The sequence below is a fragment of the Stenotrophomonas sp. RG-453 genome (genome assembly GCF_033843685.1).
Taxonomy (GTDB): domain Bacteria; phylum Pseudomonadota; class Gammaproteobacteria; order Xanthomonadales; family Xanthomonadaceae; genus Stenotrophomonas; species Stenotrophomonas bentonitica_A.
Map to the genome: position 1 here is coordinate 201,098 of NZ_JAMYED010000002.1, position 18,725 is coordinate 219,822.

The following is an 18,725-nucleotide window of genomic DNA, read 5'->3' on the forward strand; positions in this document are numbered from 1 at the left end:
GCTGGCCGGCAACGCTTCACCGCACGATCGAGGCGCCTGTTGACCTGCGCGTGCCACCGGAGTGGCCACACGCCGGACTCGGCAATGTCCCAGGCCGGGCCCGTCCACTTTAGTTATGTTATATCCTATCGCACCAAGTGATCGGCGCCGCTGTGACGCATTCCCCCGCCTCCCGCCTGACCTCCATCGACCAGCTGCGCGGCACCGTCATCGTGCTGATGCTGCTCGACCACGTGCGCGAAACCTTCTACATGCACCAGCAGGTCGGCGACCCCATGGTGGTGGACCAGGTCGAGCCGGCGCTGTTCGTCAGCCGGCTGCTGGCGCATCTGTGTGCCCCGGTGTTCGTGCTGCTGACCGGCCTGTCGGCCTGGTTGTACGCCAGTGGCAAGCCGGATGGGCGCCGGGCCGCGTCGGCTTTCCTGCTCAAGCGCGGCCTGTTCCTGGTAGTGCTGGAGCTGCTGGTGGTCAACTTCGCGTGGACGCTGCAGTTCCCGCCCAGCGTGATGTACCTGCAGGTGATCTGGGCGATCGGCATCAGCATGATCGCGCTGGCCGGGCTGTTGTGGCTGCCACGCGGCGCACTGGCGGTGCTGGCGCTGGCCGTCATCGCCGGGCACAACCTGCTCGATGGCGTCCGCGTGCAGGGCGACGGGGTGCTGGCCGTGCTGTGGAAGGTGCTGCACCAGCGCGACTGGATCACCGTGACCGACGGGCTGCGCCTGCGCACCTCCTACCCGGTGCTGCCGTGGATCGGCGTCATTGCACTGGGCTGGGTGATCGGCCCGTGGTTCGCGCGCGGCGGCGATGCCCTCCTGCGCCAGCGTCGCCTGTGGATGGCCGGCGCCGGTGCGCTGCTGGCGTTCGTCATCCTGCGGGCGGTGAACCTCTACGGCGACAGCCCGTGGCAGTCCTTCGCCACCCTGGGCAGCACGCTGATGAGCGTCTTCAACGTCACCAAGTACCCGCCCTCGCTGCTGTTCCTGCTGCTGACCCTGGGCATCGGCCTGCTGTTGCTGCGCCTGTACGAGCAGCCGCGCGTGGCACGGGCGCTGGCGCCATTGGCCGACATCGGCGCGGCACCGATGTTCTTCTACCTGCTGCACCTGTATGTGCTGAAGCTGCTGTACGTGCTGGCCGAAGCCCGCTGGGGCCAGACCCACGGCGGGTACTTCGCGGTCGATCACGTGGCGAGCCTGTGGGTGATCACCGCGGTGCTGGCAGTGGCGCTGTATTGGCCGACACGGGCATTCGCGCGGTTCAAGGCGCGGCGGCGGGATCTGGCCTGGCTTCGCTATCTGTAAGCGCGCATGGCCGGCAGCACGACGGCGGAGCGGCCAGACACGGCACGGCTGACCCTTCGCCCCGGGCCTATACTCGCCCCCTTGTCCGCCCTGCCCCAGCCCTCGATGACTGCAGCCGTCCTGCCCGCCGCCTCGACCTCCACCGCGACCGACGACTTCCTTGGCCATCCCAAGGGCGTCTACATCTGCTTCTTCACCGAGATGTGGGAGCGGTTCTCGTTCTACGGGATGAAGGCGCTGTTGCTGCTGTACCTCACCAAATACCACCTGTTCGGCGACAAGGCCGGCCTGGATCTGCTCGGTGCCTACGGCGGCCTGGTCTACTGCATCCCGGTCTTCGGCGGCCTGCTCGCCGACCGCTGGCTGGGCATGCGCAAGGCGGTGGTGTTCGGCGGCGTGCTGCTGGTGCTCGGCCACCTGGGCATGGCCTTCGAAGGTCACGCAGCGGTCCGCGTCGATGGCGCGGTGGTCCGCGATGATGCCGCGCTGGGCATCACCTATCTGTCGCTGGCCCTGATCATCATGGGCGTGGGCTTCCTCAAGCCGAACATCTCCACCATCGTCGGCAAGCTGTACCCGGAAAACGATCCGCGCCGCGACTCGGGCTTTTCGCTGTTCTACGCCGGCATCAATCTGGGCGCGCTGTTCGCCTCGCTGGTGTGCGGCTTCCTCGGCGAAGCCTATGGCTGGAAGTACGGCTTCGGTGCGGCCGGCATCGGCATGGTGATCGGACTGGGCATGTTCCTGTGGGGCCAGAAGTATCTGCAGGGCCACGCCGAACCGTCCGATCTGCCCGCGCTGCGCCAACGCGTGCTCGGCATCCGCCGCGAATGGCTGATCTATGCCGTGGCCGTGCTGGGCGTGATTCCGGTGGCCGCGCTGATGTGGGCCGCCGCCAATGGTGCGTTCGCGCTCGGTGGTGAACTCAGCCTGGCGCTGATGTTGATGATCGTGGTGCTCGGTGGCGTGCTGGTCTGGTTCGCCTGGTTCACCGGCACCCGCTGCACGCCGGTGCAGCGCCAGCAGATGATCGCGCTGATGGCGCTGATCTTCATGGCGCTGGTGTTCTTCACCCTGTACGAGCAGACCTATGGCTCCTGGGTGACCTTCACCGACCGCCTGCTCACCAAGGACCTGGTGCCGTCGCTGGTGATCCAGGGCGGCACGCCGCTGCCGTGGTCGATCGCCTCGCTGCTGTTGGCACCGCTGGGCTTCGTGGTGGCCGCGCGCCTGTCGGAGCGAAACCCGGCTTCGTCCGCGCCGCGCAACCTGTTCATCGCCATTGTGGCCGCGATGCTGGTGATGCTGATCCGCGACTGCCTGGTGATCCCGCAGACGGCCGGCTCGCTGACCTACCTCGGCGGCCTGTTCCTGGTGGTGCTCGCCCCGCTGTTCGCCATGCTGTGGGCGTGGCTGGACCGTCGCCGCATGGACCCGTCCAAGCCGGTCAAATCCTCGATCGGGCTGATCTTCGCCGCACTGTCGTTCGTGCCCCTGGCGCTGGCCGCCCAGCACGTCGGCGCGACCGGGCAGATGGCCAGCGTGTGGTGGCTGGTACTGGCCTACCTGATCCTGGAGATCGGCGAAATGTGCCTGTCACCGGTCGGTCTGTCCGCCGTTACTCAGCTGGCCGCGCCGCGGGTGGTCAGCCTGATGATGGGCACGTGGTTCCTGGCCACCGCGTTTTCGGAAACGCTGGCCGCGCTGTTCGGCAAGCTCGCCGCGATCGAGGTGCCGGAAGGCGAAACCATGAACATCGCCAGCGCCGCCGCCAGCTACGAACACCTGTTCTGGCTGCTGATGTGGATCGGCCTGGGGTGCGCGGCGGTTGCCCTGGCCTGTTCGCCGCTGCTGAAGAAGATGATGCACGGGGTGAAGTGAGCCTTGGCCTGATGCGCAGACGACAACGGCGCCTCGCGGTGCCGTTGTCGTTGCAGCAGGCTTGATGCCGCGTCTTGCTCAGGGCTGGGCTGGCGTCGACGCCGAAGCAGTCTCCCCGCCCAGGCTGTTGGACAGGAACGCCAGCAGCTTGGTGTAGTACTCGCGGCGGTGCGGGTCGGTGTAGAAACCGTGGCCTTCGGTCGGGTAGTACAACGCCTCCACGGGCACGCCGGCCTTTCTCAGCGCCGCTTCCATCCGCCTGGTGTGCTGGATCGGGGCGCGCTCGTCTTCGCCACCGGCGGCGAGGAACACCGGCACCTTGATGCGGTCGGCCAGGTTCACCGGCGATACCGCCGCCAATTGGGCGCGCTCGCCGATCCATTCCTTGAGGTAGGTCTCGCCCGAGCCGCGGCGCTGGATATCGCCACTGGTGAACATGATCGGCAGGTCGTAGACACCTACATACCCGGCGGCGCACCGGTACAGCGCCGGCTCCTTCGCCGCCCCCATCATCGCCGCATAACCGCCATAGCTGGCGCCATAGATGCAGATCCGCGAGGCGTCGGCAATGCCCTCCCGGATCGCCCAGCGGGTTGCATCGGTCAGATCGTCCTGCATGGTGCCGCCCCACTGGCGGGCACCCGCGGACCGATGGGCGCGCCCGTAATTGCCCGAGCCGCGGAAGTTGACCTGCAGGACAGCGTACCCGGCGTCGGCAAGCATCTGGCTTTCCGCGTCGTACCCGCCGGTATCGAACGGACCGTAAGGCCCGCCATGCGGTATCACCACCATCGGAAGCGACTTGGCAGCGGCCTTGGCGGGCACGGTCAGGTAGCCGTGCAGCGGCAGCCCGTCACGTGCCTTCAGGGCCACCGGGCGTACCTCTGCGGTGGCGGCCGGGTCGATCCAGTTGCTGCGGCTGATGACGTGGTCCGCTTTCTTGGCCACGTTGTCGAAGATGTAGAAATCGCCCGGGTTGCGCCCGGACCACGCCTCTACCATCAGCTGCCGGCCGTCGCGGGTACTGGACGTGACGAAGACCGCATCGCCCCCGAACGCCGCTTCCAGGCTGCGATACAACCGCGCATCGGGGCCCTGTTCGTCGAAGAAGCGGGTGCGTGGCGTGTCACCCAGGTACAGCGCGCCCACCGGGATCGAGGTGCCGGGCCGGTAGATGTATTTGTGCACGTCCACCACGGGATCACGCAGCACGAGCCTGCGCTCTTCGGTCACCGGATCCCAGGACACGATGGCGTCGGGGCCCTGCGGCATCTCGGTGTTGAAATACGCCAGCCGACCGTCTTCGGAGAACCCGATCGCCGTTTCGATCCGCCCGTTCAGGGCTTCATCGTTGACGAGCTTCCAGGTCGTGCCCGACCCTTCCCGGTAGTACAGCTTGTTGACGTTGTCGGTTCCCGCGCCATGGGCGAAACGCACCTGGCCCTGGTTGTCGGTGACGAAATCGGCGCGGCGTACGGGCGAGCGCGCCACGGTCTGGCGACGGCCGGTGGTGACATCCATCCGGTCGGCACGGGTGAACGGGTCATCGTTGAATGGCCAGATCGTGACCAGCACGTTGCGCTCGTCCGCGGGCAGATCATCGGCGAGGAACGCGGCCACGGCCTCCACTTTTTTCTGCTGGATGCGGGTACCCGGGCCGTTGTCCTGCGCGCGGTAGCCGACCAGCAGCTCGCCGCGCCCGCCGTTGGCGTTCATGGCATACAGCTCGCCAGTCATGCGCGGCTGGTCCAGCGAGCCCTGCTTCTCGGCCAGGCCGATCAGCACACGTTCTGCGCTGACCCAGTCGAAATGATTGGCGTGATTGTTCCTGGGCGGCACGAACGAGCCCACCACCTCGCCGCCGTTCCTGCGCAGAATCGCCAGGGCGGTGCGATCTTCCATCGGCACGGTGGCCGCGTAATAGTCGCCGTTCGGCGAAATCTTGATATCGGTGAAGGCATCCCGGCGCAGGTAGCGCTCCAGATCCACCGCGCCGGCCTGGCCCGTAATGGCCAGCAATACCAGCAATCCCAACCTTTGTACGTGCTTCATCCTTTCCCCCTGCTGCATCGGACCTCATGTCCGGGATCGCGATTCTAGGCGGAAGATCGAGCCGCCAACCAGAGGGATATTCCTGTTGGTGCAAAAAAAAATGGCACCGCGAACGGTGCCATTTCCAGGACCTGCATCGAGGAGAGAGTTCAATGCATGCCGCGGAACGCGAGGCTGAGCGCCAGGATCGACAGAATCACCGCGATGGTGCCGTCGAGGATGCGCCAGGTCTTGGGCTTGGTGAACAGTGGCGCCAGCAGGCGTGCCCCCAGGCCCTGGGCGGTCAGCCACAGGCAGCTGGCGGTGAAAACGCCGGCGGCGAAGGCCATGCGCGCATTGCCGAAGTTCTCGGCGATACCGCCGATCACCATCATGTCCAGCCAGAAATGCGGATTGATCAGCGAGAAACCGACCGCCGAGATCAGCACCGCGCGGCGCGAGGTGCTGTCGCCCTCGTCCACGTGCATGCCGCCACCGCCGGCCAGCGCGCGCCGCGCCGACTGCCAGGCGTACCAGGCCAGGAAGGCGACGCCGCCCCACAGCACCACAGTGGTGAGCCACGGCAGCGCCTGGGTCAGCGTGCGCAGGCCGGCTACGCTGGCGAAGATGAAGATGCCATCGATGGCGGCACACGTCGCCACCACCGGAATGATGTGCTTGCGCAGGATGCCCTGGCGCAGGATGAACGCGCTCTGCGCGCCGACCACCGCAAACAGGCCGATGCCGGTTGCGGCACCACTGAGCCACGCGCTCAGCCCGGCGCCGCCGGAAATGATCGAAAACATGGGATACCACCTGTGTCGTGCTGGGGGGTGGTGCCTCGCCAAGGCGTACAGCACCGGATGGCGCATATTGTCGCGCCGCAACATGAAAAAGTAGAGCTAAACTTACTTAACCATCTTTAGCGGAACTTAAGATCATGCGCATCGACCATGCCCAGCTCCGCGCCCTGGCGGCGGTGATCCGGGAAGGCAGCTTCGAACGGGCCGCGCAGTCGCTCAATGTCACCGCCTCGGCCGTCTCCCAGCGGGTCAAGGCGCTGGAGGACCGGGTCGGCCGCCTGCTGGTCAAACGTTCTTCCCCAGCGGTCGCCACCACCGAGGGCCAGGTGCTGGTGCAGCTGGCCGAACAGACCGCCCTGCTCGAGCACGATGCGCTGCACCGCATGGGCATCGCCGATGAGGACCTGCCGCACGCCAGCATCCCCGTGGCGGTGAACCATGACAGCCTGGAGACCTGGTTCCCCGAAGCCGCCCTGCAGTTCGCGCGGCAGACCGGCACCACCCTGGACCTGCGCTCGGAAGACCAGGACCACACCGTGGCCCTGCTGCGCCAGGGGGCCGTGCTGGGCGCGGTGACCACCCTGGACGAGCCGGTGCAGGGCTGCCAGATCCACGCGCTGGGCAGCATCCGCTACGCTGCCACCTGCACCCCGGCCTTCCATGAGCAGTACTTCGCCAAGGGGGTCAATGCGCAGTCGCTGGCCCAGGCGCCGGTGCTGGTGTTCAACCGCAAGGACGACATGCAGGCCCGCTTCGCCCGGCGCCTGGCGGGCAACGACCTGCCGCTGACCGCACCGACCTGGTGGATTCCCTCCACCCGCGCGTTCGTGCAGGCGAACCTGGGCGGGCTGGGCTGGACCATGAACCCGCTGCCGCTGGTCAAACGCCACCTGGATGCCGGGCGCCTGGTGCACATGAAGCAGCGCGCGTGGGAAGACGTGCCGCTGTACTGGCAGCACTGGAAGGGCGATGTACAGACCATGGCGCTGCTGACCCAGGCAGTGCTGGCGGCCTCGGCGACGCTGGTGCGCAAGAAGCGATAACCCCGACCGGTAGCGCCGACCGCTGGTCGGCTGTCGTGCCGGGGCCGCACGCCGCCCTACACGATTCGATGACCCGCCCCGATGCAGCATCGGCGCATCCCAGCCGCGGGCACGTCGATGGACACCGATCCGGTCTACCTGCACATCCGCGTGGTGCTCAGCATCATCCTCGGCCTGAGCATCACCACCCTGCTGCGCGGGCTGGCGGGCATCATCGAGCACCCCAAACGACGCGGCTGCTCGCTGATCCACCTGTGCTGGGTGGTCTGGGCACTGATTTCGGTGGTGACCTTCTGGTGGTGGGAGTTCCGGCTGGGCGAGGTCCGGCAGTGGACCTTCGAGCTGTATCTGTTCGTGATCGCCTACTGCGCGTCGTGGTACCTGCTCTGCGTGCTGCTGTTTCCGGACGACGTGCGCGAGTTCGGCAGCTATGAGAACTACCTGCTGCAGCGCCGCGGCGGCTTCTTCGGGATGTTGGCACTGGTCACGCTGCTGGATCTGGTGGATACCGCCATCAAGGGCCACAGCCGCTGGCAGATGCTGGGGGACACTTACTGGGTGCATACCGTGGTGATGCTGGGGATCGCCGGGCTGGGCTTCGCCCTGCGCCAGCGGCGTGCGCATCTGGTATTGGCTCTGATAGCACTGGCCTATCAAGCCAGCTATTTCCTCCTGGAGTACTTCACTCTCGCCAGCGACTGAGCCGGTCCGGCACAGCCACCGGATGCTGCGTTGCACCAAATCCGTACCGGAACGGGCTAAAATTGCGATCAAGGTACCGCTGTGACGCCCGTCTTCACGGGCGTTCCCGGCAGCGGCGGCATCCTTCCCATGTCTCCCTACCTGAGATCCCCATGAAAAAACTAGCGAAGGTCGTCCTCGGCCTGCTCGTGCTGTTGCTGTTGGCAGCGGCCCTGTTCCTGTACTGGCCGCTGCATCAGCGCTCGGTCCCGGCCGCCGGCAACGACAAGCCGGTCGACGTCGTCCTGGTCGGCGGCGGCATCATGAGCATCACGCTCGCCACGTTCCTGCAGGAGCTGCAACCGGACTGGAACATCCAGGTCTATGAGCGCCTGGACGGGGTTGCCCTGGAAAGTTCGGACGGTTGGAACAACGCCGGCACCGGCCACTCCGCATTCGCCGAACTGAACTACACCCCGGAACTACCCGACGGCAGCATCGAGACCAAGCGCGCGGTCGGCATCGCCGAGCAGTTCGAGATCTCACGCCAGTTCTGGTCCCACCAGGTGCGCGAAGGGCGCCTGAGCCAGCCCAGCGATTTCATCAACCCGACCCCGCACATGAGCTTCGTCTGGGGCGATGAGAACATCGCCTACCTGCACAAGCGCCAGCAGGCACTGGTCAAGAACCCGCTGTTCTACGGCATGCAGTATTCCGAGGACGCCGCGCAGATCAAGCAGTGGGCCCCGCTGCTGATGGAAGGCCGCGACCCGAAGCAGAAGGTCGCCGCGACCTGGATGCCGCTGGGTACCGACGTCAACTTCGGCGTGATCACCCGCCAGCTGACCGCTGGCCTGCAGCGCAGCCCGAACTTCAGCCTGCACCTCAACCATGAAGTGCGTGCCCTGCGCCAGAACGACGACAAGAGCTGGAACGTGACCGTCAAGGACCTGAAGTCCGACAACGAATCCACCGTCAAGTCGCGCTTCGTGTTCATCGGTGCCGGTGGCGCCGCGCTCAAGCTGCTGCAGCTGTCGGGCATCCCGGAATCGAAGAACTACGCCGGCTTCCCGGTCGGTGGCCAGTTCCTGGCCTTCCAGTCGCCGCAGGTGGCCGGCCGCCATTCGGTCAAGGCCTACGGCATGGCCGAAACCGGCTCGCCGCCGATGTCGGTCCCGCATCTGGACGCACGCAAGCTGGATGGCAAGCCGGTCGTGCTGTTCGGGCCGTTCGCGCTGTACAGCACCAAGTTCCTCAAGCACGGCTCGTGGTTCGACCTGTATTCCTCGGTGAACCACAACAACGTGGCCGGGATGATGGGCGTGGGCCTGGAGAACCTGGACCTGGTGAAGTACCTGATGGGTCAGGCACGCCTGAACGATGACGACCGCCAGGCCGAGCTGGTCAAGTACTACCCCAACGCCAAGCGCGAGGACTGGACGCTGGTCACCGCCGGCCAGCGCGTGCAGATCATCAAGAAGGACCCGGAAAAGGGCTCGATCCTGCAGTTCGGCACCGAGATCGTGACCGACCAGGACCACACCCTGGCCGCCCTGCTCGGCGCCTCGCCGGGTGCCTCGACCTCGCCGCCGATCATGCTGGACCTGCTCAAGAAAGCCTTCCCCGAGCAGATGGCGGCGGGCTGGGAAGCGCGCCTGAAGGAAATCGTGCCGTCGTATGGCCGCAAGCTCAATGACAGCCCGGCGCTGACCAATGAGATCCGCCGCCTGACCAGCGAAACCTTGAAGCTGCCGTACCTGGAGGTGCCGGTCGAGACCAGCCCGGCGGTGATGCTGACCCCGCCGCCGGCCGCCAAGCCGGCCGAGGCCAAGCGCAACGCCAACGAAGAACTGCAGGCGCTGTAAGCCTGCACCGGCGAGGCCTTCGGGCCTCCGCCACGGTTTCCCTCCGGCCACCCTCGCGGTGGCCGGTTGCGTTTTTGGGGGCCAGCGCCGCCGCGCGACCGCTCTACGCCGACGCGGCCGATTGTTCAAGAATTGTAAAGCGACTGAGAACGATTTACATTTGCGCATCGCAGGGGTGTCGCTACGGAAACGGGACGGTCTCAACGGACTGCCGTCTCCCCGCAGCTGCCCGACAGCCTGCTTTCCCAGGATGGACCTACCGTGCCTGGCGCCTGCGCGCCGGCGTTGCCTGCCTGTTGCCTTCCTTCCCTACTACCGTCCAGAGACCCCCATGTCGCTCCGCGCCCACCCGCTCCGCTCCCGCCGTGCCCCGCTGGCCCTGGCCCTGCTCTCCGCCCTTTCGCTGACCGCCCCGCAGGCCTTCGCCGATGCGCTGGCAGACGCCAGCAGCACTGCCGATGCGAAGACCCTGGACAAGGTCAGCGTGGTCGGTGCGCGCGCGATGCCATCCAGCACCACCCGCCTGCCGATCAGCCTGCAGGAAACCCCGCAGTCAGCGACCTCGATCGGGCTCCAGCGCCTGCAGGACGAATCGCTGTTCAGCATCAACGACGTGATGCGCAACGTCACCGGCGTGAGTGTCTCCTTCTACGACACCCAGCGTCCGCTCTATTACGCCCGCGGCTTTCCCATCACTGATTTCCAGGTCGATGGCATCCCCACCTACAGCGGTTCGACCAACCAGGAGTACGACACCGCCTTCTACGATCGCGTCGAAGTGATCCGCGGTGCCAACGGCCTGCTGAGCGGCGCCGGCGTGCCATCGGCGACGGTCAACCTGCTGCGCAAGCGCCCGGGCAAGGAATTCGATGCCTCCTTCGCAGTGAGCGCCGGCAGCTGGGACTACCAGCGCATGGAGGCCGACGTGACCGCGCCGCTGACCGCCGATGGCCGTTTCCGCAGCCGAGTGGTCGCCGCCTACACCGACCGCGATCTGTATTACGACCGCTACCACGAGAACAAGATGGCCGGCATGGCCGTGCTGGAAGGTGACCTGACCGACAGCACCACCGTGACCGTGGGCTACCAGACCCAGGACAACAACCCGGTCGGCTCGACCTGGGGCACCGTGCCGTTCTTCAACAGCCAGGGCGACTTCGCGCACCTGCCGCGCTCGACCAACGTCGCCCCGAAGTGGAGCTACTGGCAGCGCGAGACGAGCACGGCGTTCGCCAACCTGGAGCAGCGTTTCGGCGAGAACTGGCTGCTGAAGATCAACACCGCCTACACCCGGGGCAACGTGCAGAACGTGCGCGTCTACGGCAGCGGCTACCCCGATCCGGCCACCGGCGCGGGCATCTTCCTGCGCACTGCCGCCGGTGATTCGGAAGACACCCGGCGCAACGTCGATGCCTACCTGAGCGGCACGTTCTCGCTGTTCGGCCGCGAACACGACCTGACCGTGGGCGGCCAGTGGGCGGACCTGGAAGGCACCACCAACACCATCGCCCTGCGCTACCCGACCGACTGGGCGCGGTGCGGCACCGAGCGCTGCTACTACATCCCGGACATCCGCACCTGGGATGGCGACATCTCCGAAGTGACCTATTCGCGTACCGGTGCACGCCGGGTCGCCAAGACCACGCAGAGCGGTTTCTACGTGGCCACCCGCCTGCGCCTGGCCGACCCGCTGGCACTGATCGCCGGCGCGCGGCTGAGCCGCTGGGAGACCCTGACCCGCGCCTACGGCACGACCGGGGCCTACACCGGCACCAGCGGCGCCTACAAGGTGACGGACGAAGTCACGCCCTATGTGGGGCTGGTCTACGACATCACCCCGCAGGTCGCGGCGTATGCCAGCTACACCGAGATCTTCAACCCGCAGAACTTCAAGGACCGCAACGAAAACCTGCTGGCGCCGGTGGAGGGCTCGAACCTGGAAGCGGGCATCAAGTCGCAGTGGTTCGACGGTCGCCTGACCGCCAATGCGGCTGTGTTCGAGGCCAAGCAGGACAACTACGCGGTGCTGGACACGAGCGTGCCGGAGCGCTCGCTCAGCGATGGCAGCTCGGCCTACATCGGCATCAACGGCACCAAGGCACGCGGCTGGGAACTGGACGTCAACGGCGAAATCCTGCCGGGCTGGACGGTCAATGCCGGCTTCACCCACGTCAAGGTGACCCGTGCCGCCACTGATCTGCTGTACGCCAACCCGGCCGAGGACCTGCTGCAGCTCAACACCCAGGTGCGGCTGCGCGGCGCGCTCGAACGCCTGAGCGTGGGTGCGGGCGTGCAGTGGCAGAGCAAGGTGCAGGGCTACAACGTTCCTTATCCGCTCGGCGGCACGGTGACGGTGAACCAGCCGGCGTACGCGCTGGTGCAGTTCAACGCCAACTACCGCCTCAGCGACAGCTGGACCGCGACCCTGAGCGTGCGCAACGCGCTGGACAAGACCTACTGGGCCAACCTGGATTACAACAACTACGGCGAGCCGCGTTTCGTCGCGTTGAGCCTGCGCTGGAAATACTGAGGCCTGACGACATCGCTGTGTTGAACGAACGGGTCGCCTTCGGGCGGCCCGTTTTTTTGGTGGCGGCGCACCGTGTCCAGGTAGTGCCGGCCGCTGGCCGGCTCCTCCAAGACCCGACATTGCGTGGAGCCGGCCAGCGGCCGGCACTACCTTCTCGGCACCCTGTGTGCAGCCGGCCAGCGGCCGGCGCTACCGGGGCCGCGTCTCGCGCAGCGTCCACATCACCGGCAGCACCAGCACGGCGACCCCGGCGATCATCGCGCCGGGGGCCGATGACCAGCCGGTGTGGCGCACCAGCACTTCGGCCAGCAACGGCGTGGCGCCACCAAAGAAGGCCGTCGCCATGGTGACGCCCAATGCCAGCCCGCTGAGCCGCCCCTCGCCGGGAAACTGCTCGGCCGTCGCCGGTGCCGCCACCGCACTCACGCCACCGGCCAGGCACGCCAACACCACCGCGGCCAGCCCGATCGCCAGCGTGCTGCCACCGGCCATCACCGAGAACATCGTCAACGGCAGCAACGCCGACAGGGCGGCCAGCGCGATCAACACCGGCCGACGACCGACCTGGTCCGACAACGCGCCGGCCAGCGGCGTCACCACGATCACCGCCACCGCCGCGATCGTGGAGAGCCACAGCGCTTCGGATTCACTCACCTGCCCAACCGAACCGAGGAATGCGGGCACATAGGTAATGCCGACGTAATAGGTGATCGAGCCCAGTGCGGAGATCGCGAAGGTGCGGGCGATCGCGGCCTTGTGGTGCCGCCAGGTGTCGCGGATCGGCGACTCCGGCACGGTGCCTTCGGCCTGCTGCCGCTCGAACTCGGGCGACTCATGCATGGTCGAGCGCGCCAGCAGGATCGCGCCGGCCAGCGCCGCGCCGACAAAGAAGGGAATGCGCCAGCCCCAGCCATCCAGCTGGGCCGTGCTCAGCAGCGCCACCGTCAGCGCCGACAGCGCCACTGCCAACAGGGCCCCCACCTCGCTCGCGGCCGACGCCAGCGAGGTGACCAGGCCGCGCCGCCGCACGGGCGCGGTTTCCAGCAGGTACGCCACCACGCCGGTGTATTCGCCGCCGACCGAAAAAGCCATCAGGCAGCGCAACAGCAACAACAGCACACCGGCGGTGGCGCCGATGCTCTCGAAGGTGGGCAGCAGCGCGGTAGCAAGCATGGCCAGCGTCATCAGCAGCATCGAGGCCAACAGCATGTAGCGCCGGCCGAAGCGATCGCCGAGATGGCCGAACACCAGCGCGCCCAGGGGGCGCATCAGATACGACACCGCGAACCCGGCCAGCGTGGCCAGCAGCGCGTTCTCGCCGCCGCCGAAGAACACCCTCGACAACACCGTGGCCAGATACAGATAGAGCGTGAAGTCGTACCACTCCACCACGGTGGACAGCCCGGCGATGATCATCGAGCGGGTCTGTGGTCGCGCATCCGGCGCGGCGCTGGCCGTACTCAAGCGTGCGCCCTGCTGACAGGCAGGCCATCGCGGCTGGACAGGGGACGACATCGCATCGGGGCTCTCCCGGCCGCCTGGGCCGCATCTGGACGGCGACAGCCTACGCCAGCGGATCTGCACGTCGTGTCACGGAGGAACGCCGTCGCCGCAACGCGCCCGGCCCGCGCTCAGGCGAGGGCCGCCGGGCGGACGGCGCCGCGCCGATAACTCAGCAGCCGCCCATGGCCTGGCGCATCGCCCTCATCCTCGAACAGGCCCAGTTCTTCGGTCACATCGAAGCCCTGCAGGGCCATGCCGCGCGAAAACGCGCCGACGTTGCCGCGCCCGGGATCGGTGATTAGCAGTTCGGCATCGGGCTTGGCATGCCGCAGCATCATCGCGGCGATCTGGTGGGCGTGGCCGCGTTCGTAAAGGATGTCGCTGCCGATGATCAGGTCGAAGCGGCCCAGCGAGCCATCCGGAACTTCCCAGGGCAGGTCGCGGTAGGTCACCGCCGGCAGGTTGTTGAGCCCTGCGTTGTAGGCCAGGAAGGATTCGGCCAACGGATGGTGATCCGTCGCGACGACATCCGCGCCCCGATGTGCCAGCACCAGGCTGGACAGGCCCAGCCCGCAGCCCAGTTCCAGGATGCGCTTACCGGCCACGTCGAAGTGGCTCATGGTATCGGCCAGCGCGCGGCCGGCCGGCCAGATCTGGCCGAACAGGCTCCACAGCGAGGAGTGGATGCCGGCACGCGCGGCGCGGCCGGTAGGATCGGAGAACTGCTGCAGATCGGTGAGCGCACGGATACGGAAGTCGTGACCGCCGACCGGAATGGTGAGGATGCGGGTGGTATAGCCCGGCATGAGCGCTCCGTGGGACACGGGAGTCTTCATCCCGGGGCGGCATGAAGGACTCGGAGGAAGGAGCGAGGGCGATCGGACGTCGATCGCGCAGGACGCGCGTACGTGCGTGTGACAGCCCATCCTACGCCATGCGCGTGGCCCTGGCTGAACGCCTTGGGGCCTTTCCAGGGGTGCCCTTTGCGACCTTGCGGACTGCCTTGCCTGCGGCCTTGCGGACGGCCTTGCGTACGACCGGCGCCGTACCGTAGCGCAGCTGGCAGACCGGGCAGAAGAACGTCCGCCGCCGGGTCGTCCCCGGGTAGGTCTTGCTGAGTGGGCCACCGCAGTGGGGGCAGGTGCGCTTGGTATGCACCAACCAGTGCTGGCGCAGGACGAACTGCCGCTTCCAGTCCAGGAAATCGAAGCTGTACTGCCGCGCCTGTTTGATGACCTCGCCCAGCTTGCGCGACGGCAGCGCGCCGACCGTGGATTCAGGATGCACGCGCGTGCGGAACAGCACCTCGTTCTTGATGATGTTGCCCACGCCGGCAAAGATGTCCTGGTCCAGCAGCGCGTCGCAGATCAAGGTGTCCGGGTGTTCCTTCAGTTTCCTGCGCGCCAGCCTGGGATCCCACGAGGGGTCCATCACGTCGCCGCGCCAGTCGTAGGTGTCCTCCAGCGCGCCTTCGATGTACTTCACCGACGAGGCATAGATGTTGAGCTCGCCGTTGTCGAACTGCAGCGATACCCGCGGCGGGGAAGGCTTGCGCTCATCGATGCGATAGCTGCCGAACATCAGCATGTGCACGCGCAGGCTGAAGCCTCGGAACTCGATCAGGAAATGCTTGCCCCAGCTGCGCAGGGTGACCACGCGACGGCCTTCCATGCGGGTCAGGTCGAGCGAGCTGTTGCCGGTCGCCAGGCGCACGGTCTTCCCACGGAACTTCGCCGCCGCCTCGCGCAGGATGACGATGGAAGGACCTTCAGGCATCGGCGGCCCCCGGGTGGGATGCGCCGCCAAGGATGTCCTGCAGCCGTGCCGCGTTGGCGATGGCGAACCCATGGGCGGTATTGTCGAAGATCACCCAGCGCGTGCTGCCGGCATGCGCCGCGACATCACGCGCCAGGGACTGGAGCGCCGCCTCGTCGTACTCGCTGTAATACATCCGCGGTGCGCCATGCCAACGCCAATAGCGCCACGCGGCGTCACCCCCGGGGTGGGCCGCCCCCGTAACCCGCGCAGGGTCGGCCGCGACGCGCGCTACCGAGTGCCGCCCCAGCAACGCCTCGGCCTGTGGCGTGAACCAGCTAGCATGCCGCGGTTCGCAGACCACCGGCGTATCCGTGCGACGGCGCAGCAGGCCGAAGAAACCCGCCGCCACCCGTGCATCGAATGCATGGCTGGGCGGCAGCTGCAGCAGCAATCCGCCCAGCCTGCGGCCCAGGCCGGCGGTCTCTTCGAGGAACCGATCCAGCGCCGGGCCGCAACCGCGCAGCGCTGCGTCATGCGACACCGCCTTGGGCAGCTTCACCGAAAAACGAAAGCCAGCCGGCACGCTCGCCGCCCAGCGTTCATAGGTCCGCTGCTGGTGTGGCCGGTAGAACGAGGAGTTGATCTCCACCGCCGAAAAACGCGTTGCATAGCGCGCCAGCATGCTCTCGCCCTCGCCGGTCAACGCCGCGTACCTGCCGGGAATGGACCAGCCTGCGCATCCGATCCTGACGGGGGCGGCCGGCATCGCTTACGGCCGGATCTCACCGTCGTCTTCGCCGGACCAGTAGTGGATACGGGTCGCCTTGACCTGGATCAGCACGATGCCCGGGGTATCCACGCCCTGTTCGAACCAGCGTTCCAGGTCCGGGACCCAATGTGCCTGCAGGGTCGCGCGGTCGCGGCTCAGGGTGGCATGGCCTTCCACGGCCACGAACAGCGGCGGCTTGCCCAGCAGTGACTTGCTGCCGGTGAAGGACAGCGCGACCTTCGGGTCGCGTTCGATCTCGCCCACCATGTCGGCACTGTCGAAGGCGAAGAAGTAACTGTCGCCGTCGTAGTCCACGTCACCGTTGTTGCTCATCGGCCGGCCGGCGATCTCGCCGCTGGCGGTGTGGGTCTGCAGCATGGCGAAATCGATGCCGGCCATCTTCTTGGCCAGTTCGGGCAGGGTCAGTGTGGTCATGGGGTCTCCGGGTGGGCGTGGCATGTGCGCCCAGCCTCCGCGCTGCGCGGTGACCGAGGCGTGCACGCCCGCTGGCGAAAATTTCACACGGCCAGGGCGGTGCTCCGGCTGGGGAACAGGGCCAGCAGCGCGCGGGTGAGCATCGCCGGGTAGACCGTCAGGTGATCCTCATCGGCAACCACGCGTGTCTCGAGCCAGAGGCCTGGATAACCGCGCCCGCGCAGACACTCGGCAAACGCTCGCGTATGCGCGACCATGTCGTTGCGCGCAGCAAACGGTGCGTCCGACGCCGGGGTTTCGTGTGCGCCGATAGACAGCAGCACGCGCGCGTTCAGATCGGCATGGGCATCGGCGTAGTCCGCCTCGACCCGGTTGATCACGTGCTGGTCGAACCAGAGCGATGGGCTGGAAAGGATGTAGCGCTGGAACATCGCCGGGCGGGTCAGCAGCACGTACGCACCGAACAGCCCACCGTAGGAATGGCCGGCAAACGCACGCTGCGCCGCGTCGGTGCGGTAGCGCGCCTCGACCTGTGGCAGCACATGGTCGGCCAGGAAATCGCGGTAGTGCGCAGCGCCGCCGTAGGTGATGCCATCGGTGTAATCGTCGCCCGGGCTGCGGCTGGGTTGGGTCGGGGTGTAGTCACGCGAGCGGCTCTGCTGCGAGCTCAGCCCCTGCTGCGGCGGCAGCCCGACCAGGATGAAGGGCGCCAGGTGCGCACCGCCCTGCCCGACCATGTTGCGCACGCTGCGCGCGAGCGGGAAGCTGTACAGCGCGTCGGTGACATACAGCACCGGGTAGCGCAGGTGCGTGTCCCGCGCATACCCGGCCGGCAGGGACACCCAGATCGGGTAGTCCCGGCCCACCGGGTCGCGGACGGTCCAGGCTTCGGTGTCCGGCAACACCACCCCGGGCATCGCACATCCGGACGCCATCAGCGCGCCCGCAGCGTGATCAGGGTGATCTCCGAGGGCACGCCGATCCGCGCGGCGAAGCCCGGCCACAGCCCGGCACCGTTGCTGACGTACAGCGTCATCGCGTCCACCTGGTAGCGCCCGGAGACATAGCCACCGTTGGCACGCTTGACCAGCTGGTCCATACCCAGAATATGCCCGCCATGCGTGTGCCCGGACAGCTGCAGGGCCACGCCGTGCCCGGCGTTGGCGCGGGCTTCGACCGGACGGTGGTCAAGCAGGATCACCGGTGCCTGCGGGTCCGCCCCGGCCAGGGCAGCGCCGAGGTCCGGCATGGGCAGGCCATAGCGTGCCGCCACGGGATCGGTCACGCCGGCGATGGTCAACGTCGCCCCGTCGCGCTGCACCCGGGTATGGGTGTTCTCCAGCACCTGCATGCCCTGCCCGCGGAAGGCCTGCATCCACTCGGCGTACTGCGCGTAATACTCGTGGTTGCCAGTGATCGCGATGACGCCATCCGGCGCGTGCAGCCTGGCCAGGGGCGCGAAGTCGTTGGCACGGGCGCTAACGCTGCCGTCGATCAGATCGCCGGTGATCACCACCAGATCCGGATGGAGCGCATTGCTTTCGGCGACCACCTTCTCCACCCAGGCACCCGTGAGCAGGCGGCTGGCGTGGATATCGGTGAGCTGCAGCACGCGATAACCGTCGAACGCAGCCGGCAGGCCGTCGATGGCAACCTCGATCTGACGCGGCTTGGGCACGGCCATGCCCTGCCAGATGCCGTAGGCAGACAGCAGCAGCGCCAATGCGCCGGCCGTCGGACGCAGCCATGTCGCACGCAGCGTCGGCAGCACGCGCCGCGCACGCACCAGCCACGCGATCAGCAGCAGCGCGTCCAGCAGCAGCACGAATACCGCGCTCAGCAGCAGCGTGGTGAAGCCGGTGGCGAGCACGGCGATCATCGCCGTGGGAATTTCCGGCGACGCCATGGTCCCGGCAAACTGCGCCACGATCCGGTGGTGCAGCGCCAGCGCCACCACCAACAGGCCCAGCGCGATCCGGACCGGGCGCGGCAGCCGCAACGGCCAGATCAGGCGCCACACCAGATACAACGCAAGCAAACAGCCGATCACACTCAGCACAGGCACATCCTGGAATATCGATGGGGGAGTCAGCCCCCCATCGTTCCCGATTCGGCCCGCCGG

15 protein-coding genes are annotated in these 18,725 nt (G+C 67.2%); 6 read left to right on the forward strand and 9 right to left on the reverse strand.

Features of this window, described 5'->3' with window-relative positions:
• The first annotated feature begins 152 nt into the window (after nucleotides 1-152).
• Nucleotides 153-1,304: a heparan-alpha-glucosaminide N-acetyltransferase domain-containing protein gene (locus NJD74_RS03480; RefSeq protein ID WP_319623668.1), complete on the forward strand. Its 1,152-nt coding sequence runs from the start codon at nucleotides 153-155 to the stop codon at nucleotides 1,302-1,304.
• A 105-nt stretch (nucleotides 1,305-1,409) separates the two neighbouring features.
• Nucleotides 1,410-3,185, forward strand: a complete 1,776-nt coding sequence (locus tag NJD74_RS03485; protein ID WP_319623669.1) for an oligopeptide:H+ symporter — start codon at nucleotides 1,410-1,412, stop codon at nucleotides 3,183-3,185.
• A gap of 78 nt (nucleotides 3,186-3,263) precedes the next feature.
• Here NJD74_RS03485 and NJD74_RS03490 read toward each other — a convergent pair whose 3' ends face one another.
• Both NJD74_RS03490 and NJD74_RS03495 read right to left on the reverse strand, forming a co-directional pair.
• Nucleotides 3,264-5,237, reverse strand: coding sequence for a S9 family peptidase (locus tag NJD74_RS03490; protein WP_319623670.1), 1,974 nt, complete (start codon nucleotides 5,235-5,237; stop codon nucleotides 3,264-3,266).
• Between the two features lie 149 nt (nucleotides 5,238-5,386).
• Entirely contained in the window at nucleotides 5,387-6,022 is a 636-nt protein-coding gene (locus NJD74_RS03495) for a LysE family transporter (protein WP_019184554.1), read from the reverse strand.
• A gap of 134 nt (nucleotides 6,023-6,156) precedes the next feature.
• Here NJD74_RS03495 and NJD74_RS03500 point away from each other — a divergent pair, with 134 nt between their 5' ends.
• The 4 genes from NJD74_RS03500 to NJD74_RS03515 all read left to right on the forward strand — a co-directional run bounded on the left by NJD74_RS03500 (nucleotide 6,157) and on the right by NJD74_RS03515 (nucleotide 12,138).
• Entirely contained in the window at nucleotides 6,157-7,062 is a 906-nt protein-coding gene (locus tag NJD74_RS03500; protein WP_070473452.1) for a LysR family transcriptional regulator ArgP, read from the forward strand.
• 117 nt (nucleotides 7,063-7,179) lie between these two features.
• A complete protein-coding gene (locus NJD74_RS03505; protein ID WP_254427844.1) occupies nucleotides 7,180-7,764 on the forward strand; it encodes a hypothetical protein in 585 nt (194 codons plus the stop codon).
• 152 nt (nucleotides 7,765-7,916) lie between these two features.
• Nucleotides 7,917-9,608: a malate dehydrogenase (quinone) gene (mqo, locus tag NJD74_RS03510; RefSeq protein WP_319623671.1), complete on the forward strand. Its 1,692-nt coding sequence runs from the start codon at nucleotides 7,917-7,919 to the stop codon at nucleotides 9,606-9,608.
• A 331-nt stretch (nucleotides 9,609-9,939) separates the two neighbouring features.
• A complete protein-coding gene (locus NJD74_RS03515; protein ID WP_319623672.1) occupies nucleotides 9,940-12,138 on the forward strand; it encodes a TonB-dependent siderophore receptor in 2,199 nt (732 codons plus the stop codon).
• A 189-nt stretch (nucleotides 12,139-12,327) separates the two neighbouring features.
• Here NJD74_RS03515 and NJD74_RS03520 read toward each other — a convergent pair whose 3' ends face one another.
• From NJD74_RS03520 to NJD74_RS03550, 7 genes are all read right to left on the reverse strand, one after another.
• Nucleotides 12,328-13,554, reverse strand: coding sequence for an MFS transporter (locus NJD74_RS03520; protein ID WP_070473454.1), 1,227 nt, complete (start codon nucleotides 13,552-13,554; stop codon nucleotides 12,328-12,330).
• Between the two features lie 215 nt (nucleotides 13,555-13,769).
• Nucleotides 13,770-14,447, reverse strand: coding sequence for a methyltransferase domain-containing protein (locus tag NJD74_RS03525; protein ID WP_070473456.1), 678 nt, complete (start codon nucleotides 14,445-14,447; stop codon nucleotides 13,770-13,772).
• A gap of 121 nt (nucleotides 14,448-14,568) precedes the next feature.
• Nucleotides 14,569-15,417 carry a DNA-formamidopyrimidine glycosylase family protein gene (locus tag NJD74_RS03530; protein WP_070473458.1) on the reverse strand — a complete coding sequence of 283 codons (849 nt, stop codon included), beginning with the start codon at nucleotides 15,415-15,417 and terminating at the stop codon, nucleotides 14,569-14,571.
• A complete protein-coding gene (locus NJD74_RS03535) occupies nucleotides 15,410-16,165 on the reverse strand; it encodes a DUF72 domain-containing protein (RefSeq protein ID WP_070473460.1) in 756 nt (251 codons plus the stop codon). The genes NJD74_RS03530 and NJD74_RS03535 overlap by 8 nt, the downstream gene beginning before the upstream one ends.
• A 3-nt stretch (nucleotides 16,166-16,168) precedes the next feature.
• The gene (locus NJD74_RS03540) at nucleotides 16,169-16,603 is read right to left on the reverse strand and encodes a pyridoxamine 5'-phosphate oxidase family protein (RefSeq protein WP_070473462.1); all 435 of its coding nucleotides are present in this window, start codon (nucleotides 16,601-16,603) and stop codon (nucleotides 16,169-16,171) included.
• Between the two features lie 83 nt (nucleotides 16,604-16,686).
• Nucleotides 16,687-17,538 carry an alpha/beta hydrolase-fold protein gene (locus tag NJD74_RS03545; protein WP_319623673.1) on the reverse strand — a complete coding sequence of 284 codons (852 nt, stop codon included), beginning with the start codon at nucleotides 17,536-17,538 and terminating at the stop codon, nucleotides 16,687-16,689.
• Nucleotides 17,538-18,662, reverse strand: coding sequence for a metallophosphoesterase (locus tag NJD74_RS03550; RefSeq protein ID WP_070473466.1), 1,125 nt, complete (start codon nucleotides 18,660-18,662; stop codon nucleotides 17,538-17,540). Before NJD74_RS03550 ends, NJD74_RS03545 begins: the two co-directional genes overlap by 1 nt.
• Between the last annotated feature and the right edge of the window lie 63 nt (nucleotides 18,663-18,725).